Origin of the sequence: Paracoccus zhouxuedongae (assembly GCF_041927815.1) — a bacterium.
Lineage (GTDB): Bacteria > Pseudomonadota > Alphaproteobacteria > Rhodobacterales > Rhodobacteraceae > Paracoccus.
This window is the reverse complement of the sequence record NZ_JBHFHM010000013.1, coordinates 1-22,604: the sequence shown is the minus strand read 5'-3', so window position 1 is coordinate 22,604 and position 22,604 is coordinate 1. Positions and strand designations below refer to the sequence as shown.

27 protein-coding genes, 1 tRNA gene and 1 riboswitch are annotated in these 22,604 nt (G+C 67.5%); of the genes, 9 read left to right on the top strand and 19 right to left on the bottom strand.

Annotated elements, in window-relative coordinates; all coding sequences use genetic code 11:
- Positions 1-18: 18 nt before the first annotated feature.
- The 4 genes from ACEYYA_RS13325 to ACEYYA_RS13310 all read left to right on the top strand — a co-directional run bounded on the left by ACEYYA_RS13325 (position 19) and on the right by ACEYYA_RS13310 (position 3,596).
- Positions 19-738, top strand: a complete 720-nt coding sequence (locus ACEYYA_RS13325; RefSeq protein WP_374801393.1) for a 16S rRNA (uracil(1498)-N(3))-methyltransferase — start codon at positions 19-21, stop codon at positions 736-738.
- Positions 735-1,631: a GNAT family N-acetyltransferase gene (locus ACEYYA_RS13320; protein WP_374801391.1), complete on the top strand. Its 897-nt coding sequence runs from the start codon at positions 735-737 to the stop codon at positions 1,629-1,631. The genes ACEYYA_RS13325 and ACEYYA_RS13320 overlap by 4 nt, the downstream gene beginning before the upstream one ends.
- Entirely contained in the window at positions 1,628-2,137 is a 510-nt protein-coding gene (locus tag ACEYYA_RS13315; RefSeq protein ID WP_374801390.1) for a hypothetical protein, read from the top strand. Before ACEYYA_RS13320 ends, ACEYYA_RS13315 begins: the two co-directional genes overlap by 4 nt.
- A gap of 88 nt (positions 2,138-2,225) precedes the next feature.
- The gene (locus ACEYYA_RS13310) at positions 2,226-3,596 is read left to right on the top strand and encodes a glutamate--cysteine ligase (RefSeq protein WP_374801389.1); all 1,371 of its coding nucleotides are present in this window, start codon (positions 2,226-2,228) and stop codon (positions 3,594-3,596) included.
- A gap of 31 nt (positions 3,597-3,627) precedes the next feature.
- Here the strand turns inward: ACEYYA_RS13310 and ACEYYA_RS13305 are convergent, their stop codons facing one another.
- The 12 genes from ACEYYA_RS13305 to rpmH form a co-directional block, all read right to left on the bottom strand.
- On the bottom strand, positions 3,628-4,143 hold the full coding sequence (locus tag ACEYYA_RS13305) for a SixA phosphatase family protein (protein ID WP_374801388.1): 516 nt from the start codon (positions 4,141-4,143) through the stop codon (positions 3,628-3,630).
- Positions 4,140-4,691 carry a ferredoxin gene (locus ACEYYA_RS13300; RefSeq protein ID WP_374801387.1) on the bottom strand — a complete coding sequence of 184 codons (552 nt, stop codon included), beginning with the start codon at positions 4,689-4,691 and terminating at the stop codon, positions 4,140-4,142. Before ACEYYA_RS13300 ends, ACEYYA_RS13305 begins: the two co-directional genes overlap by 4 nt.
- A 77-nt stretch (positions 4,692-4,768) precedes the next feature.
- Complete coding sequence (gene argB, locus ACEYYA_RS13295; RefSeq protein ID WP_374801437.1) at positions 4,769-5,647, bottom strand: acetylglutamate kinase; 879 nt, start codon at positions 5,645-5,647, stop codon at positions 4,769-4,771.
- 62 nt (positions 5,648-5,709) lie between these two features.
- Entirely contained in the window at positions 5,710-6,360 is a 651-nt protein-coding gene (gene yihA / locus ACEYYA_RS13290) for a ribosome biogenesis GTP-binding protein YihA/YsxC (RefSeq protein ID WP_374801386.1), read from the bottom strand.
- Positions 6,357-7,115, bottom strand: coding sequence for an MOSC domain-containing protein (locus ACEYYA_RS13285; RefSeq protein ID WP_374801385.1), 759 nt, complete (start codon positions 7,113-7,115; stop codon positions 6,357-6,359). The genes yihA and ACEYYA_RS13285 overlap by 4 nt, the downstream gene beginning before the upstream one ends.
- Positions 7,112-8,995, bottom strand: coding sequence for a membrane protein insertase YidC (gene yidC / locus ACEYYA_RS13280; protein WP_374801384.1), 1,884 nt, complete (start codon positions 8,993-8,995; stop codon positions 7,112-7,114). The genes ACEYYA_RS13285 and yidC overlap by 4 nt, the downstream gene beginning before the upstream one ends.
- Positions 8,996-9,280: 285 nt before the next feature.
- Positions 9,281-10,819 carry an EAL domain-containing protein gene (locus ACEYYA_RS13275; protein WP_374801383.1) on the bottom strand — a complete coding sequence of 513 codons (1,539 nt, stop codon included), beginning with the start codon at positions 10,817-10,819 and terminating at the stop codon, positions 9,281-9,283.
- Positions 10,820-10,874: 55 nt separating this feature from the next.
- The gene (gene ttcA, locus ACEYYA_RS13270; protein WP_374801382.1) at positions 10,875-11,792 is read right to left on the bottom strand and encodes a tRNA 2-thiocytidine(32) synthetase TtcA; all 918 of its coding nucleotides are present in this window, start codon (positions 11,790-11,792) and stop codon (positions 10,875-10,877) included.
- Complete coding sequence (locus ACEYYA_RS13265; RefSeq protein ID WP_374801381.1) at positions 11,792-12,475, bottom strand: hypothetical protein; 684 nt, start codon at positions 12,473-12,475, stop codon at positions 11,792-11,794. Before ACEYYA_RS13265 ends, ttcA begins: the two co-directional genes overlap by 1 nt.
- A complete protein-coding gene (gene yidD, locus ACEYYA_RS13260; protein WP_374801380.1) occupies positions 12,472-12,738 on the bottom strand; it encodes a membrane protein insertion efficiency factor YidD in 267 nt (88 codons plus the stop codon). The genes ACEYYA_RS13265 and yidD overlap by 4 nt, the downstream gene beginning before the upstream one ends.
- The gene (gene rnpA, locus ACEYYA_RS13255) at positions 12,735-13,151 is read right to left on the bottom strand and encodes a ribonuclease P protein component (RefSeq protein ID WP_374801379.1); all 417 of its coding nucleotides are present in this window, start codon (positions 13,149-13,151) and stop codon (positions 12,735-12,737) included. The genes yidD and rnpA overlap by 4 nt, the downstream gene beginning before the upstream one ends.
- A 30-nt stretch (positions 13,152-13,181) precedes the next feature.
- The gene (gene rpmH, locus ACEYYA_RS13250) at positions 13,182-13,316 is read right to left on the bottom strand and encodes a 50S ribosomal protein L34 (RefSeq protein ID WP_089386361.1); all 135 of its coding nucleotides are present in this window, start codon (positions 13,314-13,316) and stop codon (positions 13,182-13,184) included.
- A gap of 329 nt (positions 13,317-13,645) precedes the next feature.
- Between rpmH and ACEYYA_RS13245 the strand changes: the two genes are divergently transcribed.
- Together ACEYYA_RS13245 and ACEYYA_RS13240 are read left to right on the top strand one after the other, a co-directional pair.
- A complete protein-coding gene (locus ACEYYA_RS13245; protein ID WP_374801378.1) occupies positions 13,646-15,049 on the top strand; it encodes a sensor histidine kinase in 1,404 nt (467 codons plus the stop codon).
- Between the two features lie 89 nt (positions 15,050-15,138).
- A tRNA-Arg gene (locus tag ACEYYA_RS13240) sits at positions 15,139-15,215 on the top strand.
- Positions 15,216-15,280: 65 nt separating this feature from the next.
- On the opposite strand, the gene ACEYYA_RS13235 is transcribed toward ACEYYA_RS13240, so the two are convergent.
- A complete protein-coding gene (locus ACEYYA_RS13235) occupies positions 15,281-16,093 on the bottom strand; it encodes a division plane positioning ATPase MipZ (protein ID WP_374801377.1) in 813 nt (270 codons plus the stop codon).
- Between the two features lie 147 nt (positions 16,094-16,240).
- On the opposite strand from ACEYYA_RS13235, the gene ACEYYA_RS13230 reads away from it, so the two are divergent.
- On the top strand, positions 16,241-17,125 hold the full coding sequence (locus tag ACEYYA_RS13230) for an MBL fold metallo-hydrolase (RefSeq protein ID WP_374801376.1): 885 nt from the start codon (positions 16,241-16,243) through the stop codon (positions 17,123-17,125).
- On the opposite strand, the gene ACEYYA_RS13225 is transcribed toward ACEYYA_RS13230, so the two are convergent.
- Together ACEYYA_RS13225 and ACEYYA_RS13220 are read right to left on the bottom strand one after the other, a co-directional pair.
- Complete coding sequence (locus tag ACEYYA_RS13225; RefSeq protein WP_374801375.1) at positions 17,122-18,015, bottom strand: DMT family transporter; 894 nt, start codon at positions 18,013-18,015, stop codon at positions 17,122-17,124. The two genes, ACEYYA_RS13230 and ACEYYA_RS13225, sit on opposite strands and share 4 nt — an antisense overlap.
- A gap of 62 nt (positions 18,016-18,077) precedes the next feature.
- Positions 18,078-18,207: riboswitch (FMN riboswitch) on the bottom strand.
- A gap of 61 nt (positions 18,208-18,268) precedes the next feature.
- Positions 18,269-19,168: a LysR family transcriptional regulator ArgP gene (locus ACEYYA_RS13220; RefSeq protein WP_374801374.1), complete on the bottom strand. Its 900-nt coding sequence runs from the start codon at positions 19,166-19,168 to the stop codon at positions 18,269-18,271.
- Positions 19,169-19,254: 86 nt separating this feature from the next.
- Between ACEYYA_RS13220 and ACEYYA_RS13215 the strand changes: the two genes are divergently transcribed.
- Positions 19,255-19,863, top strand: coding sequence for a LysE/ArgO family amino acid transporter (locus ACEYYA_RS13215; protein ID WP_374801373.1), 609 nt, complete (start codon positions 19,255-19,257; stop codon positions 19,861-19,863).
- Positions 19,864-19,924: 61 nt separating this feature from the next.
- Positions 19,925-20,386, top strand: a complete 462-nt coding sequence (locus ACEYYA_RS13210) for a pyridoxamine 5'-phosphate oxidase family protein (RefSeq protein ID WP_374801372.1) — start codon at positions 19,925-19,927, stop codon at positions 20,384-20,386.
- Between the two features lie 62 nt (positions 20,387-20,448).
- Here the strand turns inward: ACEYYA_RS13210 and rpmE are convergent, their stop codons facing one another.
- From rpmE to rimM, 4 genes are read right to left on the bottom strand one after another with little or no spacing between them, the layout of a single operon-like run.
- On the bottom strand, positions 20,449-20,670 hold the full coding sequence (gene rpmE / locus ACEYYA_RS13205; RefSeq protein ID WP_374801371.1) for a 50S ribosomal protein L31: 222 nt from the start codon (positions 20,668-20,670) through the stop codon (positions 20,449-20,451).
- Between the two features lie 11 nt (positions 20,671-20,681).
- On the bottom strand, positions 20,682-21,068 hold the full coding sequence (gene rplS, locus ACEYYA_RS13200) for a 50S ribosomal protein L19 (protein ID WP_374801370.1): 387 nt from the start codon (positions 21,066-21,068) through the stop codon (positions 20,682-20,684).
- Between the two features lie 52 nt (positions 21,069-21,120).
- Positions 21,121-21,942: a tRNA (guanosine(37)-N1)-methyltransferase TrmD gene (trmD, locus tag ACEYYA_RS13195; protein WP_374801369.1), complete on the bottom strand. Its 822-nt coding sequence runs from the start codon at positions 21,940-21,942 to the stop codon at positions 21,121-21,123.
- A 22-nt stretch (positions 21,943-21,964) separates the two neighbouring features.
- On the bottom strand, positions 21,965-22,465 hold the full coding sequence (gene rimM, locus ACEYYA_RS13190; protein WP_374801368.1) for a ribosome maturation factor RimM: 501 nt from the start codon (positions 22,463-22,465) through the stop codon (positions 21,965-21,967).
- Positions 22,466-22,604 lie beyond the last annotated feature (139 nt).

Here is a 22,604-nt window from a genome sequence, read left to right as displayed (position 1 = left end):
GGGGTTAACTTTCGGTTCATGGCACGTATCAGGCTTTCTGTAGATCACCCGCTGGCCCAGGGGCAAGCACTGCCCCTGACCGGCGATCAGGCGCATTATCTGTTTTCGGTCATGCGCCAAGGGCCAGGGGCCGAGGTGCGGGTGTTCAACAGCCGCGATGGAGAATGGTCGGCGCGCGTCGATCAGGTGGGCAAGCGCGCCGGCGTCCTGAGCGTGCAGGCGCAGACCGCGCCGCAGCAGAACCCGCCCGATCTGTGGCTGATCTTTGCCCCGATCAAAAAGGCGCGCACCGACTTTATCGTTGAAAAGGCGGCAGAAATGGGCGCGGCGCGGATTGTGCCGGTGCAGACCGATTTCACCAATGCCGAACGCATCCGCCAGGACCGGCTGCAAGCCCATGCGGTTGAGGCCGCCGAGCAATGCGGCGGCACCTTTGTGCCAGAGGTCGCCGAGCTGGTGCCGCTGCCGCGCCTGCTGGACCGCTGGGACACCGGGCGCCGCATCCTGTGGGCCGACGAATCGCGTGTCGGGCCGGCCAGCACGCTGGCGGGGCAGGCGCGTGGCCCTTGGGCGATCCTGATCGGACCCGAGGGCGGCTTTTCCCCGGCCGAACGCGGCCGCATCGGTGCGATGCCCTGGGTGACGCCCGTCAGCCTTGGGCCGCGCATCCTGCGCGCCGACACGGCCGCCGTCGCAGCCCTGGCCTTGTGGCAGGCGGCGCTTGGGGATTGGGGATGAAGCCCGCGCCGCGCCCGCCCGTAGTGCCGTGGCGGCGTGCGCGTAACGCCGACAAGGCGTTGGTCGAACGCATCCTGCTGGCCGACCGCGCCACATCGATGCTGGCGCTGGACAACCTGCGCGAACACGGGCTGGACGGCCTTGCGCCGCGCGCCTTGCACGTCTGGCTGAACCCGGATGAGACCGGGCTGGTCGCGCTGACCAACAACGGCACGCTGCTGCCGCAATGCCCCCGTCTGCGCCCGGGCGATGGCCTTGGCCTGCGGCTGGCGCTTGCGGGCAGCGTGATCCGCGCCGTGATCGGCCCGGATGCGCAGTTGCGCGGCATGATCAAGGCGCTTGGGCTGGATCACGCCGTGCTGCACAGCTATCGCCGCCAGCCGGGCTTTGCGCTGCCGCTTGCGGCGCTGAAAATGCCTGACACCGCCGGGCTGGAGCTGCGGCGCACGCATGTGAATGACCGCCCGCTGATGCGCGGCTGGCGCGCCGCCTATCTGGTCGAGGTGCGCGGCCTGCCTCTGCGCGCCGCCACCGATCAGGCGGCGGGCGATGTCGACGGCTTTCTGGCCAGCCGCCAGTTTCGCATCCTGATGCAGGGCGCGCGGGCGGTGGCGATGACCGGCTTGACCGCGCGCCATGGCGACACGGTGCAGGTCGGCGGCGTGTTCACCCCGCCCGAGTGCCGCCGTCGCGGGCTGGCGCGCGCCGCCGTCGCGCTGCATCTGGCCGAGGCGCGGGACCAGGGCGTGACCCAGGCGGTGCTGTTCGCGGCCTCGGAACCCGCCGCGCGCGCCTATCGCGCGCTTGGCTTTCGCCCAGCCAGCGCGATGGGGCTGGCGTTTTTCCGCGCCGATCAGACCGTCGATCCCCCGCCCGAGGACCACCCGAGATGAGCCTGATCCGCCCCGAATTGCGCGAAGCCGCCCATCGCTGGATCGAGACGCTGTGCGCGGTGGCGGCCATGGCCTTTGGCCTGTGGGTCGCGTTGCGCGGCGGTTGGGTGCTGGCCGTGCTGGGCGCCATCCTGCTGTTTCTGGCCGCGCAATGGGCCTGGATGGCCTGGCGGCGCGCCCGCTTTGCCCAGGCGCCCGCGACCCCCGGCCTGGTCGAGGTCGATGAGGGCGCGATCCGCTATCTGGCACCGCGCGGCGCGGTGCTGGGCGGCACCATCGCGCTGCGCGATCTGGTGCAGATCCGGCTGATCACCGTCGCCGCCGGTCGGTTGTGGCAGTTGAAGCAGGCCGATGGCCAGATGCTGCTGATCCCCGTCGACGCGCAGGGCGCCGACAGCCTGTTCGACGCCTTCGCCAGCCTGCCCGGCATCGACATGGGCGCGGTTCTGGCGGCGCTGAACGCGCCGCGCGCACCCGGTCTGCGGCCACTTTGGCAGCGGCGCTGATCCGACTTTTGTCGCAGGGCCGCGCCGGGCGGCCTTGACTAAATCCCGCACCACCGCCAACTGGGTGACATTGTAACGCGAGGCCACCATGTCCATTCCACAGCAGGGCGGCGGCCCGATCGAAGACCTGTCGCAACTGGCGGCGCATCTGGAAAGCGGCTGCAAGCCGAAGGCGGATTGGCGCATCGGCACCGAGCACGAAAAGTTCGGCTATCTGACCGACAGCCTGCTGCCGATCCCCTATGACGGCCCGCGCGGCATCAACGCGATGCTTGAGGGGCTGCGTGATCGCTTCGGCTGGACCGAGGTGCGCGAAGGCGGCCATCTGATCGGCCTGCAACGCAACGGCGCGAATGTCAGCCTCGAGCCGGGCGGCCAGCTGGAACTGTCCGGCGCACCGCTGGAGACGATCCACCAGACCTGCGATGAGGTTCATGACCACCTGGCCGAGGTCAAGGCCGTCGCCGATGACCTGGGGCAGGCCTATATCGGGTTGGGGGCTGCGCCCATCTGGCGGCAGGATCAGATGCCGATGATGCCCAAGGGCCGTTATCGGCTGATGACCCCCTATATGCAGACGGTCGGCACGCTGGGCACCCAGATGATGTATCGCACCTGCACGGTGCAGGTGAATCTGGATTTCGCATCCGAAGCCGACATGGTGAAAAAGCTGCGCGTCAGCCTGGCTTTGCAGCCGGTGGCGACGGCGCTGTTTGCCAACTCGCCGTTCCTGGACGGCAAGCCGAACGGCATGAAATCATGGCGCGCGCATATCTGGCAGAACCTGGATGCCTCGCGCACCGGGATGCTGCCCTTTGTCTTTGAAGACGGCATGGGCTTTCAGCGTTATGTGGATTATGCCCTTGATGTGCCGATGTATTTTGTCTACCGCGATGGGCAGTACATCAATGCGCTTGGGCAATCCTTCCGCGACTTCCTGAAGGGAGAGCTGCCCGCGCTGCCGGGCGAAAAGCCCACCCTGTCGGATTGGGCGGACCATCTGACGACCATCTTCCCCGAGGCGCGGCTGAAGAAATATCTGGAAATGCGCGGGGCCGATGGCGGGCCGTGGCGACGGCTGTGCGCGCTGCCGGCGCTTTGGGTGGGCCTGCTTTATGACGGGTCGGCGCTGGATGCGGCCTGGGATCTGGTGAAGCACTGGGATCACGACACCCGCGAGGGGCTACGCCGCGCCGCCGCCCGCGACGGGCTGGCGGGCGAATATGGCGGCGTTCGCCTGCATGATCTGGCGGCGCGCGTGCTGGACATTGCCGAGGCAGGGCTGGCTGCCCGCGCCCGCCCCGGCGCGAACGGTCTGATCCCCGATGAGGTGCATTTCCTGAACGCGCTGAAGGACAGCGTGCAATCGGGGCAGGTGCCTGCCGATGAGCTGCTTGAGAAATACCACGGCCCTTGGGCCGGGGATTTGTCGCGGATTTACGGCGAATATTCCTATTGATCCGGTTGGCCGCGCCCTGACGCGGCCACCCTCAATCCCGGTTGGGACGGAAGAAATCCATCACGCTGCCTTCGCCCAGGCGCAGATCGGCCCAACTGTCGATCTGGAAATCGACGACCAGCGTGGCCGCTGTCGGGTAGCGACGGAAATCGGCGGTCAGCGGCGGGCGCGCGGGCAGCATCGCGGCCAGCTCGGCAATGCCGGGATTGTGGCCCAGCATCATCACCACATGGCCGGTCGCGGCCTTCAGCCGGGTCAGCATCGCCGCCGGGCTGGCGTGATACAGATCGCCATCCAGATGCAGGTCAGGCCGGGTCTCGAACACCGCCTGCGACACCAGATCCCAGGTTTCGCGGGTGCGGGTCGCGGTCGAGCACAGCACTTCCTCGGGGTCGTGCCCGCGTGAAGCCAGCCAGTCGCCCAGTTCACGCGCCGCAGCCCGGCCCCGCGCGTTCAGCGGCCGGTCGTGATCGGCCATGGTCGGGTCGTCCCAGGCCGATTTGGCGTGGCGGGTCAGGATCAGGCGGCGGTGCCCTGCGGGAATCATGGATGAAAATGCCTCATGTGCCAGGCGGATTGTTCAGGCAGCCTGCCATAGCCATGACCCAGGGGGCAAGAGGTGCGGACCGCGCAACCTGTCAAAAGACATGCGGCGCCAGCAGGTTGATCCAGATGTGCGTGGCAGGCGGCCAGATCGTAACCGGCCTCGGTCAGCGCCTGGGCGGGGCAGGCGGTGCGGCAGGGCTGTCCCGTGCAGGTCGCGCACGGGGCGGGGCGTGGCGTCCCGGGCGCGGCATCAAGGGGCAATGCGATGGCACCGCGAAAGCTGGCCCAAAGGCCCATCCGGTCGTGCACCATCAGCCGCACGGGCGATGGCCAGGCGCGGCCCGACCGCAGCGCCCAGGCATAAAACGGCTGATGCGGCAGGCCAAAGGGATAGGCCGCGACACCGCCCAGATCGGCGGCGAGGCCGTCGATGACCCGTCGCGACCAGCGATCCATCGGGTCGGGCCTGCCGTCCGACCATTCCGGGCTGGCGGTGATCGCGGCCCAGAACGCCGCGCCTTGCGGGGCCAGCAGCCAAAGGCTGCGCATCGCCGGATCGAAGCAATCTGAGGGCCGCAGCGCCAGACTGCCTGCGACAAAAAGCCCGTGCCGCGCCGCCGCCGGGGTCACCGCAGGCGCGGCTTCACGCGCGGCTCGGTCGAGCGGATCAGGCTGCCCGCGCCATGTTCGGTGAACAGTTCCAGCAGCGCCGCATTCGGCACCCGGCCATCGACGATGACCACGGCGCGCACGCCATCCTCGACCGCCTTCAGCGCGGTTTCGGTTTTCGGGATCATGCCGCCCGCGATCGTGCCATCGGCGATCATCGCGCGCACATCCGCCGGGGTCATCTCGGTCACGACCTCACCGGCCTTGTTCTTGACGCCCGCGACATCGGTCAGCAGCAGCAGCCGGTCGGCCTTCAGCGCCCCGGCAATCGCCCCGGCGGCGGTGTCGCCATTGACGTTGAACGTCTCATTATCGGCCATGCCGGTGGCGACCGGCGCGATCACCGGGATCAGCCCGGCCAGATAGAGGTCGCGGATGATCTGCACGTTCATCTCGACCGGGCGTCCGACGAAACCCAGTTCGGGGTCGTCGGCCTCGCACACCATCATGTCGTCATCCTTGCCGGAAATCCCGACCGCGCGCCCGCCCTGATCGTTGATCGCCTGCACGATGCGCTTGTTCACAAGGCCCGAGAGGACCATCTCGACCACCTCGACCGTGGCCTTGTCGGTCACGCGCTTGCCGCGCACGAAGTGGCTTTCGATGCCCAGCTTGCCCAGCAGATCGTTGATCATCGGGCCGCCGCCATGCACCACGACGGGATGGATGCCGACCTGTTTCATCAACACGATGTCGCGGGCGAAATCGGCCATCGCCTCGTCGTCGCCCATGGCGTTGCCGCCGAACTTGACCACGACGACCGCGCCGTTGAAGCGTTGCAAATAGGGAAGCGCCTCGGACAGGGTGCGGGCGGTGGCGATCCAGTCACGGTTCATGTTTTGCGGTCTCATCGGCTGCCATCCTTGGGGTCGGTGTCAGGATTGGACCAAGGGGCGGATCATTGCAACCCGGCGATGATGGCGCGCAGGGTTTCCACGCCGTCGCCCTTTTCCGATGAGGTGACGACGATTTCGGGATAGGCGGCGGGATGGCGGGCCAAGGCAGCGCGCACCTGGGCCAAGGTGGCGTCCTGATCGGCGCGGCTGACCTTGTCGGCCTTGGTCATCACCGCCTGAAAGGTGACGGCGCTGCGGTCCAGCAGGGTCAGGATTTCCTCGTCCACATCCTTGACGCCGTGGCGCATGTCGATCAGCACGAAGGCGCGGCGCAGGTTCACCCGGCCCGCCAGATAGGCCTTGAGCAGCGCCTGCCATTTGGCGACGACCGGCAGCGGCGCCTTGGCGAAACCATAGCCGGGCAGGTCGACAAGATAGTGGCTGTCGGCGGCGGTGAAAAAGTTGATCTCTTGCGTGCGGCCCGGCGTGTTCGAGGCGCGCGCGAGGTTCCGCCGCCCGGTCAGCGCATTGATCAGGCTGGACTTTCCGACGTTCGAGCGGCCGGCAAAGCAGACCTCGATCCGGTCGGCGGGCGGCATCCCCGACATCGCGACGACGCCTTTCAGGAACTCGACCTGGCTGGTCAGCAGCAGGCGGCCTTCCTCGCGCAGGGTGTCGTCGGGGGCGGGGGCCAGCGGAAAGGCGGGGGTCATGTCGTCACCTTGTCGTTCAGGGCGATGGGGCCGGGGGCGATGACTTCGGCGAAGATGCCGAAGTCGGGGCCGCCGCAGAAAACGGTCAGGTCCGCCAGCATGTCGCCGTCACGTTGGCCGGTGTCGGTGCTGACCTCGACCGCGGGGCAGCGTTCGATCGGTTTGACCACCCGCAGCACCGCCCCGCCGATGCGCAGGTCTTGGCCGATCAGATCGCGCTCGGCCAGCACCGGCCAGCCGTCGATCCACAGATTGCCGCGCCAGCGTTCGATGCCGATGGGCTGGCCAAGCCGATCCTCAAGCGCCGCAAGGCTGGACAGCGACAGGATCGAAAGGCGGGGGTGTCGGCTGTCGGTCAGCGGCTGCGGGCCGCGCACCAGCCGGGCCGGAGGGGCCTTGGGGGCGGGCCACAGTGGCGCCAGCCACGCGATCAGTCGGTCGCCATCGCGGTCGGGATCGATGCTCAGGTCGGGGCGGTCGGGATGGGCGAACCACAGCCGGTCGCCGTCCCAACCGCTGCGCACTGCTTGCAGGGCAGGGGCGGCGGCACCGCGCAGAAAGGCAGATTTCGGCAACCAGCGGGTTAGCGCGCCGCCATCCAGATGGCGAAGGGCGTCGTCATGCAGCACGCCGAAGGCGCGGTCGCCGGGCAGCGCCGCGCCTTGGATCAGGTCGGTGGCGGCCAGATCCTCGCCGCCCAGGGTCTTGACCGGGTGGCGGCGGATCCGCGCCAGCCGCCCCCCGTTCGCCGTCATTTCTTGCCTGCCTTGCCGGGCCTTTCGGCCGGCTTCTGCGCCGGTTTGTCGGCCGGCTTCGCCACGGCGGCCGCCTTTTTCCCGCCCAGTCCGGCGGTGATATTGCCGAACAGGTCCGGCGGGTGGCCGTGCATCCGCATGATCACGTATTGCTGGAAGAAGGTGATGGTGTTGTTCGTGATCCAGTACAGCACCAGACCCGAGGCAAAGCCGCCCAGCATGAACATGAACACCCAGGGCATCCAGGCGAAGATCATCTTTTGCGCCGGATCGGTCGGGGTCGGGTTGAGCTTTTGCTGGAACCACATGGAAATGCCCAGCAGGATCGGCAGGATTCCCAGCGACAGGATGTGCAGGATGCTGTCCGGCCCGGGCGGGGTAAAGGGCAGCAGCCCGAACAGGTTCAGGATCGAGCTGGGATCGGGCGCCGACAGGTCGCGGATCCAGCCCAGCCAGGGGGCGTGCCGCAGTTCGATGGTGACGAAGATCACCTTGTACAGCGCGAAGAAGATCGGGATCTGCACAAGGATCGGCAGGCAGCCCGCGGCGGGGTTCACCTTTTCCTTCTTGTACAGCTCCATCATTCCCTTCTGGAAGGCCATCTTGTCGTCGCCGGTGCGTTCCTTCAGCTTTTCCATCTCGGGCTGAAGTTCCTTCATCTTCGCCATCGAGACATAGGATTTGCGCGCCAGCGGGAACACCAGGGCCTTGATGACAAAGGTCAGCGCGATGATCGCCCAGCCCATGTTGCCGATCATCGCGTGCAGCCAGTGCAGCAGGCGAAACATCGGCTTGGTCAGGAAATAGAACCAGCCCCAGTCGATCGAATCGATGAACTTCTGGATGCCGACGTCGTTCTGATAGGCTTCGATGACCTCGAACTCTTTGGCGCCGGCGAACAGGTGGGTGGCGACCTGAGCGGTGGCGCCGGGGGCGACGTCCATCACCGGAAGGCGGGTTTCGGCCTGATAGATGTCGCCCTGCGGCGCATAGCGCACGACCGAGGTGAAGGCCTGCCCGGCGGCGGGGGCCATCGTCGTCATCCAGTATTTGTCGGTAAAGCCGACCCAGCCATCGGTGGCGACCTCGGTCAGGCGGGCCTGGCCCTCGCGCGGTTGGGCGTCCAGTTTGGCGATGTCCTTGTAGCTGATTTCGTTCAGCTTTCCGTCCGACATCGAGACGACACCTTCGTGCAGGACGTAATAGCCCTGGGTATGGGGTCGGCCATGGCGGGCGACGATCCCATAGGGGGCCAGACGAACGGCGGCGCCGCTGCGGTTTTCGACCGATTGGGTGACGGTGAACAGATAATTGGCGTCAACCGCGATCTCGCGGTGGAAGACCAGACCCGCGCCATTGTCCCAGACCAGCTTGATCGGCTGGCCGGGGGCCAGGGTGGTGCCTGATTCCAGCGACCACAGGGTTGTCGCGCCCGGCAGCAGCGCCGCGTCCATCTGACCGGCGGGCAGCCAGCCATAGACGGCGTAATAGGGCTGTTCCGGCCCGGTCCCGCCGACCGGCGACAGCAGCCGCACCAGCGGCGATCCGGCGGCCAGGGTTTCGTTATAATCCTTCAGCCGCAGGTCATCGACCCGCCCCCCCAAAAGCGAGATCGAGCCGACCAGCTTGGGCGTATCCACCGCGACGCGCGGCGCGCTGGCGATGGCGGCGGCGACGCTGTCGGGCGCAGGCTGGGCCGGTTGCACGGCGGCGGTGCCATCGGGCAGCACCGGCGCGGCGGTGGTCTGGCCATCCGCCGTCTGGGTCACTGTCGCGGGCAGCGGCGCGACCGGTTCGGGCGGCGCGAACAGGGTGTACCAGAGCACCACCACCAGGAACGACAGCACCGTCGCCAGAATAAGGTTCTTGTTGTCGTCCATGCCAGTCCTGCCTGTCGCCTTGACGGGTTGAGTCCGGGGCCGGTTCAACAGAAGGGGCAGGCAAAGGTCAAGCGGAATCCCGTCAAGGCGCGGGATGGGGCGATTGTGGCGATCCCTTCGCAGCCGGGTCGGCGGCTGGGTTGACGGTCAAGCACGGCGCTGGACCGGCGGGGATCTGGGCTGCGACCGCGCGCTGATGCCGAACAGGCTTCCTGCGTATCTTCATGCACTGGGCGACCCGTAAAGTGTCGCGTCGGTCGATGAGGACCGGCGGCTGATGCCGTCTTATGCGGGGCGTCGCGCGCTTGGCGTGGTGGCGACGATCAGGCGGTTCTGGCGCTCGATGAACAACGTGGTTTCCCGCAGCGTCATCGGGCGGGCGATGGCATAACCCTGGACGTGATCGCAGCCCAGTTGCGCCAGCATCCCGTGTTCGGCAGCGCTTTCGACACCCTCGCCCACGGTTTGCAGGTGCAACCGCTCGGCCATCGAGAGGACCGCCGACAGCATCCGGCGCTGATCGGGGTCGTGGTCGCAGCGGGTCACGAAGCTGCGGTCGATCTTGATGCGATGCACCGGGAAGTCGCGCAGGCATTCCAGCGCGCCCGGGGCCATGCCGAAATCGTCAAGGTCCAGCCGACATCCAATCGCGGCGGCGGCGCGCAGGTTCTGGACGATCTGGCCCCGTGCGGGATCGGCCGCCACGGTCTCCAGCACCTCGATGACAAGCCGGTGAGGGGCCAGTTCATAGCGGTCCAGGTTCCAGGCCAACCGCGTGGCGAAAAGCGGGTCGCGCAGTTCCTCATGCGTGACGTTGATCGATACCGCAGGGACGTCATAGCCTGCCCGCGACCAGATGCGCATGGCGTCGATGGCCTGTGTCAGCATCACCTCGCCCATGCGGCGCAACAGGCCCGCGCGTTCGATGCCCGGCAGAAAGGTGGCCGGACGCAGCAGGCCAAGATCGGGGTGATGCCAGCGGGCCAGAGCCTCGAACCCGGTGATCTCCCCGGTGTCGGCGGACAACTGCGGCTGGAAATGCGCGCGGATCTGCCCCGATTCCAGCGCCGCCGCCAGCCGTGCGGGATCGTTGACCATGCCCGCTTGCCCGCCCTGCGGGGCGGCGATGACGGTGGGCTGGGATCGGTGCTGATCGGGATGCACATCGGTTCTTGGCTGCTCGCCGGACAGGCCGTCGATCCGGTGCGGTGCGGCTGCGGCGGGGCGGCCGACACGGGGTTGCGCCAGCAGATGCAGCCCCGGCGCGGCATCGGCCTGGGCCTGGGCCAGTGTCTCGGCCAGCAGCGCGACGATCTGACCCGCCGCCATGCCGTTGTCGGCCGCCAGCGATAGCGCGGCCAGACAAGCCGCCTGCGACTGCGGCAGGCGATCCTCGACGGTGGCGGCGTGCAGGCGGCGGGCGAGGCGCAGGGCCGCCCCCTCATCCCCCGGACGTGACAGGTTCGAGAGGATCAACAGACGGCCCGCCCCCGCGGTTGCCACCAGATCGCTGGATCGCAGCGCGGCGCGCAGGCGAATGCGTAAGCGCCGAGAATCGGCACCGGGATCCACCGCGACGGCAAGGCAGGCCAGGCAATCCTGTCCGGCGGCACGCGCCTGATCCAGAGCCTCGGCAAAATCCTCAACCGCTTCGGCGGTCAGGGGAGGGACCGCTTGTGGTTCGGGGTGCTGATCGGGCTGCGGTTCGGGCTGCACGGCCAGAGCCGCCGGCACCAGCCCAAGCCAGGCGCCAAGCCCCGCCAGCCGGTCGCGCCAGCCGCCCTTGCCCCATTCGCCCCGCCGGTTCTGAAGATGTGCCGTCATCATGCCCTCTGCCGCTTGTTCACGGGAAGGCTAGGCGCAAATCATCGCCAGACGGTTAATCGCTTTGGGGTCTCAGGCGCGGTATTTCATTAAAATCAGAACGATCCGCGAACGCGCCCTGTGTCAACCCGGCGAAATCGAATATCCCGGGATCGGCCAGATGCGAGGGGCGGACATTCATCAGCGCCCGGAACATCACCTGCCGCCGCCCCGGACTGCGCCGTTCCCATTCATCCAGAATGCCCTTAACCTGTTGACGTTGCAGGCCCTCTTGGCTGCCGCACAGGTCGCAGGGGATGATCGGATAGTTCATGGCACGGGCGAAACGGTCGCAATCGGCCTCGGCCACGAAGGCCAGAGGGCGGGCGACGAACAGGTCGCCTTCCTCGTTCAGAAGGCGCGGCGGCATCGTGGCCAGCCGCCCGCCATGGAACAGATTCATGAAGAAGGTTTCCAGCATGTCGTCGCGGTGATGGCCCAGAACGACGGTCGAACACCCCTCCTCGCGGGCAATCCGGTAAAGATTGCCGCGCCGCAGCCGCGAACACAGCGAACACATCGTCCCGCCGGGCGCGATCTTGTCGACGACGACCGAATAGGTGTCCTGGTATTCGATCCGGTGCGGCACGCCCATGCGCGTCAGGAACTGGGGCAGCACAGTGGCCGGAAAGCCGGGCTGGCCTTGATCCAGATTGCAGGCCAGCAGATCGACCGGCAGCACGCCGCGCCATTGCAATTCATGCAGGATCGCCAGCAGGGTATAGCTGTCCTTGCCGCCCGACAGGCAGATCAGCCAGCGATCGCCGCGCCGCGCCATGCCATAGGTGTCGATCGCCTCGCGCACCTGGCGGACCAGACGTTTGCGCAGCTTGCGGAACTCGGTCGAGGTTGGCGCGCCGGCAAACAGCGGGTGGATTTCGGCCCCTTCGGTGGGCAGGTCGTCTGTGGGCAGGTCGGGCAGGATGTCGGTCATCAGGGCAGGGTCACGGGCTGGCGGTCGGTGATGTCGAAGGTGGCGGGGTTCAGGCGCAGGGTCTCGAACCCGCCGGCGGTAGGGATCAGAAAGGCCAGGTCGGCCGTGCTGGGCAGCACCTGCGGCGCGGCGGTCAGGCCGGTGGCCAGCTCGGTGCGGCCACTGCCGTCCGGGCGGGTCAGGGCCAGGGTCAGGCCATCCTCGGGCGTCAGGCGGCCATCGGCGTTGCTGTCGGTGCTGACCAGCACCAGCATCAGCGCGACCTCATGCGGGGTGTCGCGGTCGCGGCTTGGGGGCAGGGCGTCGGGGCTGAGTGTGCCGGGGGCGAAGATGTCCTGGCCGGGCCGGATCGGCGCCAGCAGATCGCCGCGCAGGGACAGCGGTTCGGCGGCCACAATCAGCGGGCCGCCCTGGCGGGGAAACAGCCAGCGGGCGGGTTGGCCGGGTTCAAGAAAGCCGATGTTCATCAGCCCGCCGCCGGTCGTGGCGCCACCTACGCGCAGCTCGATCCGAACCAACGGGCCGTCGCCCACCAGCACCGGCCGGGTCAGCGTCGGCGCGGCGGCGGGCGTGCTGGCGGGGGCGTCGAAGATGCCGCCGATGCGGTCGGAGGGCGTGGCCAAGGCGCTGCCAAGCGCGATCATCGCGGCAAGGCCAAGGGTCGTCGTCAGGGCGGTGTTCATGGCTGATCCTGCGGGGCGGTCTGATCGTGGTCATCCGGGCGTGACCCCGGTACCGGGTCGAACCCATGCCCACCCCAAGGATGACAGCGCAGGATGCGCCGCGCCGCAAGCCACGATCCCTTGACCGCGCCGTGACGCTCCAACGCCTCAAGCGCATAGGCCGAACAGGTGGGCTGGAACCGGCAGCCATGGCCGACCCAGGGCGACAAAAGCAGCCGATAGGCGCGCACCGGCAGCGCCGCCAGATGGGCCAGCGGCGTCATGCGCCGGTGCCATGGATGCGGCGCAGGGCGCGGTCGAGGTCGGCCAGCAGGTCGGCAAAGGGGCGGGCGATGGTGGCCTGAGGTCGGCCGACCAGGACGTAATCCCAGCCGGGGCGGGCAAGACCGGGCATCACGGCGCGCGCCACCTCGCGCAGGCGGCGGCGGGCGCGGTTGCGGGCGACGGCATTGCCGATCTTCTTGGAGCAGGTGAAACCGACGCGCACCGCGCCGTCCGGCGCGGACTCGGCCGGGTCGCGGCGCCGCGCCTGGACCATGAAACCCGGCGTGCCCTGACGCATAGCCTTGGCGGCGCGCAGGAAATCGGGCCGGTGGCGCAGCACGCAAAAGGAAACCGCCGGACCCGTCGCGCCATCGTCACCAGGACGCGGGGCGGGGGTTTCCGGCGGTGTCATGTCTTTACCGGTTGGGCCGGTCCGCGGCAATTACGCCGACAGACGCTTGCGGCCCTTGGCGCGACGACGATTCAGCACCAGCTGGCCGCCCTTGGTGGCCATGCGGGCGCGGAAGCCGTGACGGCGCGCGCGAACCAGGTTCGACGGCTGAAAAGTGCGCTTCATCGCTTCTACTCCGTTACTGGCAACCCGAATACATCCCACAAAGCGCGGGAATCAAGCGCCGTTCCGATTGAAGCCCGTCCTATACGGGCCGCGCCGGGCGAAGTCAATCGAACATGGCGCAGGCGGGCAGCAGAAAAGACGGTACCGCAACGGCGCTTGCCAGCGGCGGCATCTTGCCGAAAATGCGCGGCATTGAACAGGTTTTTCGCCCACCAACCCTGTTGGCGGGATCAAAGCCATGTTATGCCCTGATTTCAACGGATCACGGCTGCGTGACATGCGGGAAATCGGGCCGCGGTCAGGGGCCGGTTGCCCGGCAGATTTGACCCATGATGCGATTCAACACCCTTTCCGGCCGCTTTCTTGCACTGACATCGCTGTTCGTGCTGCTGGCCGAGGTGTTGATCTTGGTCCCCGCCGTCGCCAATTTCCGCGTCGATTTCCTGGGTGCGCGGCTGGAACGGGCGCAGATTGCCTCACTCGCGCTGCTGGCCACGGATGAGGTGATCGAACCCACGCTTGAGGCCGAGCTGCTGGCCAATGCCGGTGTCTATAACGTCGTGCTGCGTCGTGATGAGATGCGGCAGCTGATCCTGGCCTCGCCCTTGCCCGGTCCGGTCGCCGCCACCTATGACCTGCGCGAACCCAATCTGGCCACCCGCGTGCGCGACGCCTTCTGGACGCTGATGGACGACGAAGATCGGGTGATCCGGGTGATCGGCGCGCCGGTCAAACAGGCCGGGCAACTGATCGAGGTGACCACCAATACCGCGCCGCTGCGCGGTGCGATGATTGAATACGGGCTGCGGATCCTGGCGCTGTCGGCGCTTGTCTCGGTCATCACGGCGATCCTGCTGTTCCTGCTGGTGCGCGGCCTGCTGGTCAGCCCGATCAAGGATCTGGTCGGCAAGATGTCGTCCTGGGCCGAAGCGCCCGAAGATGCGCGCGGTATCATCGACCCGTCAGCCCGCATCGCCGAGCTGCGCGAGGCCGAGGAGGCCCTGGCGGGGATGCAGACGCAGCTTGCGACCTCGTTGCGGCAAAAGGAGCGGCTGGCGCAACTGGGTGAGGCGGTCGCGAAGATCAGCCACGATCTGCGCAACGTCCTGACCACCGCGCAATTGTTCACCGACCGGCTGGAGACCAGCCAAGACCCGGCGGTGCGGCGCACGGCGCCCAAGCTGGTCGCCTCGATCAGCCGGGCCGTCAATCTGTGCGAAACCACGCTGGCCTTCGGTCGCGCGGAAGAGCCGCGGCCCAGCCTGTCGCGATTCCGCCTGCGCGACCTGGCCGAGGAGATCGTCGAATCCGAATCGCTTCTGGCCACGCCAGCCGGGGTCGATTTCGTGCTGGACATGCCCCAGGCCCTGACCATCCGCGCCGACCGCGAGCAGATGTTCCGGGTGCTGTCGAACCTGGTCCGCAACGCCCGCCAGGCGATCGAGGGCACCGGTGCCCCCGGCACGATCGAGATTGCCGCAGGCGAGGACGAATCCGACTGGTGGATCCGCGTTGGCGACACCGGCCCCGGCCTGCCCGAGCGGACCCGCGAGAATCTGTTCCGCGCGTTCCAGGGCGGGTCGCGCAAGGGCGGCACCGGCCTTGGCCTGGCGATTTCGGCGGAACTGGTGCGCGGCCACGGGGGCCGGCTTGAGCTGGTCAGGACCGACGAAACCGGCACCGAGTTTCGCATCTGCCTGCCGCGTGGCGCGGTCAAGCTGGCCACCGTCTAAGGGGGCGCAAAGAAATGCGCGCGCCGCCGATTATTTTCGCCGAAGCCCTTGCGCTTGGTCGCGGGCAGGGCTAAACGGCCCCCCACAGCGGACCCGTAGCTCAGCTGGATAGAGCACTAGACTACGAATCTAGGGGTCAGGAGTTCGAATCTCTTCGGGTCCGCCATTTCCCACCATCTGCGAAAAGATGCGCCTTCGGGCGCAGCGCGATGCGTGCGCGCCTGTGCGGCGTCAGAACCCCACCTTGACGCCCGGCAGGTTCAGCGCCGTGATCAGTTCACGCAACTCCTGACGCGCGGCGATGTTCGACATCGACAGGTTGTCCACCCCGATGTCGCGCAGGTCCAGCAGCGTCAGGCCGCGCGGGAACAATTCGCGAAAGATCACCCGTTCGGAAAAACCGGGCGCGACGCGAAAGCCGATGCGGCGCGACAGTTGTTCCAGCGCGGTGCCGACCTTGCGCTTGTTGTGCATCTGCTGAGTGCCAAGGCGGTTGCGCAGCACGATCCAGTCGATCGGCTTCAGCCCGGCGCGCGCCCGCAGCTGCCGCGCGTTCCACACCATTTCAGCATAGATCGACGGCCCGATGACCTTGCCGGTATCTGGGTCGGTGCGCGCCAGCAGGTCGAAGTCGATGAAACTGTCGTTCAGCGGCGTGATCAGCGTGTCGGCCAGCGAATGCGCCACCTGGCTTAGCCGGGTGTGGCTGCCGGGGCAGTCGATGACCAGAAAGTCGTGCTCTGCCTCAAGCGCTTGCACGGCGGCGGACAGGCGGAAATCCTGCGGGTTGTCATGCGGACCAAGGGCGGATTCGTCGATTGCCTCGGGCAAGGCGCCCAGGGTGGGGGTGGGCATGGTCAGCCCCTCGCGGCGCAAAAAGGCCATGCGGTTTTCGACATAGCGGCCAAAGCTGCGTTGCCGCACGTCAAGATCCAACGCGGCGACCCGGTGGCCATTGCGCGCCAAGGCGGTGGCGACGTGCATGGCGGTGGTCGATTTGCCCGACCCGCCCTTTTCATTGCCCGTGACGATGATATGCGCCATGGCGGCCCCCCTGTCGATCACGCGGGCTTTACCGCGCGGGCGCGCGCGCGGCAACCTTTCGCCGCCGCGTCCTTTTGTGCCACCGGGGGGCGTTGCAAAGCCGCCGCGACGACATATCCTGAAAATTGGATGTGACATGAGGCCATGATGACCACCCCCGTTTCCCCCCGCCCGCAGGTGCGCGCCTTTTTCGACCGCCCGACCGGCAGCCTGCAATATGTCGTGCATGACCCGGCGACGATGCGCGGTGCGATCATCGACCCCGTGTGGAACTTTGATCCGGCCTCGGGTCGGGTCTGGACAGACAGCGCGCAAGAGATTCTGGACTATGTGACCGAGGCGGGCATCGGCATCGACTGGCTGCTGGACACCCATCCCCATGCCGATCACTTCAGCGCGGCGCCCTGGCTCGCCGCGCGTCTGCCGGGCGCGAAAACCGGGATCGGGGCGCGGGTCGTGCAGGTGCAAAAGCTGTGGGCTGACCTGTATGGCGATGCCGATCTACCCTGCGATGGCCGGCAATGGGACCGGCTGTTTCAGGATGGGGACAGATTTTCCATCGGTGATCTTCAGGCGCGGGTGATGCTGTCGCCGGGGCATACGCTGGCCTCGGTCACTTATGTCATCGGTGATGCGGCCTTTGTGCATGACACGCTGATGATGCCCGCCTCGGGCAGCAGCCGGGCGGATTTTCCCGGCGGCTCGGCGGCGGATCTGTGGGATGCGATCCGCGTCCTTCTGGACCTGCCCGGCGCGACCCGCCTGTATGTCGGCCATGACTACCCGGATGAGGGGCGCCAGCCCGACTATATGGCCACCGTCGCCGAACATCGGCTGACCAACATCCATGTCAAGGATGGCATCAGCCGGGAGGAGTTCATCACCCGGCGTCAGGCGCGCGACCGGACGCTTCCCCTGCCGGCGCGGATGCTGCATGCCTTGCAGGTGAACATACGCGGCGGGCGGCTGCCCGAACGCGGCGGGCAGCCGTTCCTGACGATCCCGGTGAACCGCTTCCGCCGCGCTGATTAGGGCGCGCGCTCCAGTCGGACCAGCGTGACCGAGGCGGCGACGATCATCGCCGCCCCGATCCACAGGCTGCCGGGCGGCACAAATCCGAAAGCGGCGATGCCAAGCGCGACGTTCAGCGGCAGCTTCAGATAGTCGAACGGTTGCAGATAGCCCGCGTCGTGGCGGGCATAGGCGCGCGCCAGCAGATATTGCGCCAATGCGGTCAGCACACCCGCCGCGGCCACCGCTGGCAGCGCAAGGCCCGGACCGGCGGGCACCACCCCAAAGGGCAGCGCCAACACCGCATTCGCAGGCACCAGCAGCGCCAGCAGCCACAGGGTCAGGGTCTCGGGCGGCTCGTCCCGGCTCAGGTATTTGGTCATCAGCGACGTCCCCGCCCACATCGCCGCCGCGCCGACCGGCAGCAGGGCGAAGGCGGTGAACGCTTCCGACCACGGCGCCAACACCACCATGCCACCCGCAAATCCGACGATCAGCGCCAGCAGTCGGAGCAAGCTGACCCGTTCGCCCAGCAGCGCGACCGCGCCCAGGGTCACGAACATCGGCGACAGCATGATCAGCGCGATGGCCTGCCAGATCGGCACCTGCGCCAGCCCCGCCGTCCACAGTTGCACCCCGCCCACGGCCAGGGCCACGCGCGACAGGTGCGCCAGCGGGCGGCGGGTGCGCAGGCTGCCCTGCGGACGCAGGATCAGCCAGGGCAGGGTGCAGATCAGCGCCACCCCATATTGCCACAGGGTGACGCTGGCGCTGTTCAGCCCGGCGCGCATCGTCACCCATTGCAGCAACGTATTCACCACCGCAAACAGCGCGCCCGCCGCCACCATCAGCGCGGCCCCCTGCGCCGGCCCCGACACTGCGGCGCGGCTTGATTGTTCGGAATAGGTCAAGCGGGTTCCTTTCACATGCCTGACCCAAGGCAGAAAAGAACCGCGCCGGTCAGCCCGGCCGATCCCGTTCTCTTTCATCCGGACTTTCACCGTCGGCCCCGGAGTTTCACCGGATCTGCTGACCCTGCCTGTGGCAGGCGCTCGCGGGCTGTGACCGCCGGTGGGGAATCGCACCCCGCCCTGAGAACGCGGCCCCCTTGGCCGCCGCGTGAAGCTAGGGGCAGGTCGCGCGCCGCGCAAGGGGGTGCGCGGGTCAGGTGGTCGTCACCAAGGCGCGGGCGGCGGCGGTGCGCACCGCCTGGGTCAGGCCCGCAAGGGCCGGTGCCGCCAGCCGGTTCACCTGCCAGAACAAGGGCTTGTCCAGCACCGCGCCGGGGATCAGTTCAACCAGCCGGCCCGTTGCCAGATGCTCCGCCACCAGCATCGCCGGGTTCATCCCCCAGCCGATGCCCGCCAGTGCGGCATCGACAAAGGCTTGCGTCGCCGGGATCACATGCGCGGGGCGGGGGATGTCGTGGCCCAGATGCAGGCCCAGCCAGTCCGATTGCAGCCGGTCCTTGGCGTTGAACATCATCGAGGGCGCCGCCGCCACAGCCGCTTCCGTCATCCCGCCCGCGAAGTGACGCGCGACAAAGCCGGGGCTGGCGGTCGCGTGATAACGCAGCGACCCCAGCGGATGCACGATGCAGCCCGCGACCGGCCGCGCCTCGGCGGTGACGGCGGCCAGCACACGGCCCCGCGCCAGCCAGTCGGCGGTGTGATCCTCATCATCAAGGGCGATGTCGAACAGATGATCGCGGCCCGCGCCGAAATCGGCCAAAGCGGTCAGGAACCAGGTGCCCAGGCTGTCGGCATTGGCCGCAATCGCCAGCGTGACCTGCGCGGCGCCGCGCGGCGGGCCGGGAAGCTGGTCCATTAGTTGTGCCTCAAGCAGCGCCACATGATCGACATGACGGCAGAGCCAGGCCCCGGCAGGTGTCGCTGTGCAGGGGCTGCCCCGGTCGATCAGCGCGACGCCCAGACGGTCCTCCAGCCCGCGCACCCGTTGCGACACCGCCGAGGGCGTGACATGCAGCCGCTCGGCCGCCCGTTCAAAGCTGCCGGTCTGCACCACCAGTGCCACGGCGCGGGCTGCCGGATAGTCGATGTTCATGAAGCCACGCTAATCCATGCAAAGCTTATTTAATTTGCCTAACGCGATGTGGCGCCCTAGGTCCAGCGCAGATGGCGAGGGTGGCGATGGATACGGGCGTTTTTCTGACCGGAATGATGATGGGGCTGGGGCTGATCGTGGCGATTGGCGCGCAGAATGCCTTTGTGCTGCGCCAGGGCCTGCGGGGCGAACATGTGTTTGCCGTGGCGCTGACCTGCGCGCTGTCAGATGCGGTGCTGATCGCGCTGGGCGTGACCAGCTTCGGCAGGATCGCGGCCTGGCTGCCCTGGGTCGAACCGGCGATGCGTTACGGCGGGGCGGCCTTCCTGATCTGGTATGGCCTGCGCAGCCTGGCCCGCGCGCTGCGCGCCAGTGACGCGCTGACGGTTCAGGCGGCGGGTCGCCAAAGCCTGACCTCGGTGCTGGCCACCTGCCTGGCGCTGACGTGGCTGAACCCGCATGTCTATCTGGACACGGTGGTGCTGCTGGGCACGATCTCGACCCGGTTTCCGGGCCAGCAGGCGGCCTTTGCCCTGGGGGCGATGGCGGGGTCGTTCCTGTTCTTCTTTGCACTCGCCTATGGCGCGCGCCTGCTGCGGCCGATCTTCGCCAGCCCCCGCGCCTGGCGCCTGCTGGAGGGGGCCATCGCCATCGTCATGTGGACCATCGCCGCGCGGCTGCTGATCGGGGGGTAGCGGCGCGGTCAGCCGCCATGCCAAGGGTGCGAGGATGTTGCCGCAAGGGAGAGGCGCGAACATGATCCTGACCGACACTCTGCGTCATGACCTGCGCGACGCGGTTCTGTGCTGGGTTGCCACCGCCGATGCGACAGGCCAGCCGAATGTCAGCCCCAAGGAAATCTTCGCTCTGACGGCGGATGACCGGCTGGTGATCGCTGATATCGCGTCACCGGTGACGGTCAGTAACCTGCGGCAAAATCCGCGCCTGTGTGTCAGCCTGATTGACGTGTTCCGGCAAAAGGGCTGGAAGCTGACCGGCAGCGCGACACTGATCGACCGTGACGCGCCGGGCTTTGGCGAAACCGGCGCCGAGGTTCTGGCACTGGCGGGGCGCGATTTCCCGGTGCGTCGGCTGATCGCGATGACGCCAGACCGCGCGGTGCCGATTCTGGCGCCCAGCTACCGCGTCTTTCCCGACCGGACCGAGGCCAATCAGATCGCCCGCGCCCATGCGCGCTATGGCGTGCGGCCCGCCTGACGGCAACCGGCAATGAAAAACGGCCCCCAAGGGGGCCGCCTTTGCCGTCACGCGGTGGGCAATCAGAAGCCCAGGCCGGCGTATTTGTTCTTGAACTTCGACACGCGGCCGCCGGTGTCCATCAGCTTGGCCGAACCGCCGGTCCAGGCGGGGTGGGCCAGCGGGTCGATGTCCAGCGCCATCTGGTCGCCGTCCTTGCCCCAGACCGAACGGGTCTGGAACACGGTGCCGTCGGTCATCTTGACCTCGATCATGTGATAGTCGGGATGGATGTCTTTTTTCATGATCGGATTCCTCAGGCTTCGGCCTTGGCGGCCTTGGGCTTGTAGTTCGACTGTTCGGCGATACGGGCCGACTTGCCGCGACGGTCGCGCAGGTAATACAGCTTGGCGCGGCGCACGCGGCCACGACGGACGACCTCGATCGAGTCGATGTTGGTCGAATACAGCGGGAAGGTCCGCTCGACGCCTTCGCCGAACGAGATCTTGCGCACGGTGAACGAGGCGGCGATCGTCGCCCCGCCCTTGCGCGAGATGCAGACGCCTTCATAGTTCTGCACGCGCGACCGGGTGCCTTCGGTCACTTTGAAGCCGACGCGAACGGTGTCGCCGGCCTTGAAATCGGGAATGGTCTTGCCAAGCGCGGCAATCTGTTCAGCTTCAAGCTGCGCGATCAGGTTCATCGCGTGATCCTTTCATTTGCCTGTGGTTGCCCCACAGAGGTGTGTCGCGGCCTCAGAGCTCTTGGTCTTCTTCCGGGTCCGTATCGCGATACGCCCGCCAGAGATCAGGTCGCCGTTCCTTGGTCAGCCTTTCGGCCATGTCCCGTCGCCAGTCGGCAATCTTCGCGTGATGACCGGACAGAAGAACATCCGGGATCGCACGACCTTTCCAGACGGCGGGTTTCGTGTATTGAGGATGCTCAAGAAGCCCGCTCGAAAAGGATTCCTCTTCGACGGACGCCTGATTCCCCAAGACCTGCGGTATAAGTCGGACGGTCGCGTCGATCAAGGCCTGCGCCGCGATCTCGCCGCCGGTCATGACGAAATCCCCCAGCGAGACCTCCTCAAGCCCGTAATGATCCAGCGCCCGCTGGTCGTAACCCTCGAACCGGCCGCAAAGGATAGTCATCCCCTCGGCCCGCGACCAGGCCCGCGCCATGGCCTGCGTAAAGGGCTTGCCGCGTGGCGACAGGGCGATGCGTGGCCAACGCGCCGGGTCGGTGGGGCTACCCGCCAGGGCGTCATCCAGCGCGCGGGCCAGCACGTCGGGACGCAAGACCATGCCTGCACCGCCACCGGCAGGCGTGTCATCGACATTGCGATGCCGCCCCTCGCCAAAGCTGCGCAGGTCGATGGTTTCCAGTGCCCACAGGCCTTCGATCAGCGCCTTGCCGGTCAGCGAAAGGCCCAGCGTGCCGGGAAACGCCTCGGGAAACAGGGTGATGATGCGCGCGCACCAGGCGCCCTTGACCTGCGGCGGCCCGGCCATCAGATCGCGCGGCCGCAGGGTCGGGCGGATGGCGATGCGGCCATGCGATTTCGGTGTCTTGTCCATGACCGCCCCCGGATGCCGCGCGCTACTCGGCCTCGCCCGGCGGGTCGATCACAACCCGACGGGCGACCAGATCGACCGTCGGCACGACCGCCAGCGTAAAGGGATAAAGCACCGCCGAGGCCCCGCGCGCGCGCACCTCAAGAATGTCACCGGCGCCGTGATTATGCACCGCCGCGACCCGGCCCAGAATGACGCCGCCGGTGTCGACCGCCTCAAGCCCGATCAGATCGGCATGATAAAACTCATCGTCGGGCAGATGCGGCAGCCGGTCACGGCTGACCCACAGGGTGACACCCTTCAGCGCATCCGCCTGCTCCTTGGTGTCGACGCCCGACAGGCGCGCACCCAGCCCGCCTGTCACCGGCCGCGTGGGCCGGGCCTCAAACGATCGTTTGCCGTCCTCGCTGAACAGCGGCCCGTAATCGAAGATCGCTTCGGGATCGGCGCAGAAACTTTTCAGCCGCACCTCGCCCCGGACCCCGAAGGCCCCGGCAATGGCACCGACGCAAACGCGCTCGCTCATGCGATCCCCCTTCTTCTTGGCGAAAATATCCTGCGGGGGTGTGGGGGCGCAAAGCCCCCGCCTCCGCCAGATTATTCCGAAGCCTCGTCGGCCGGGGACGCGTTGTGGGCGGCTTTTTTTGCGGCGAGTTCCTTGGCTT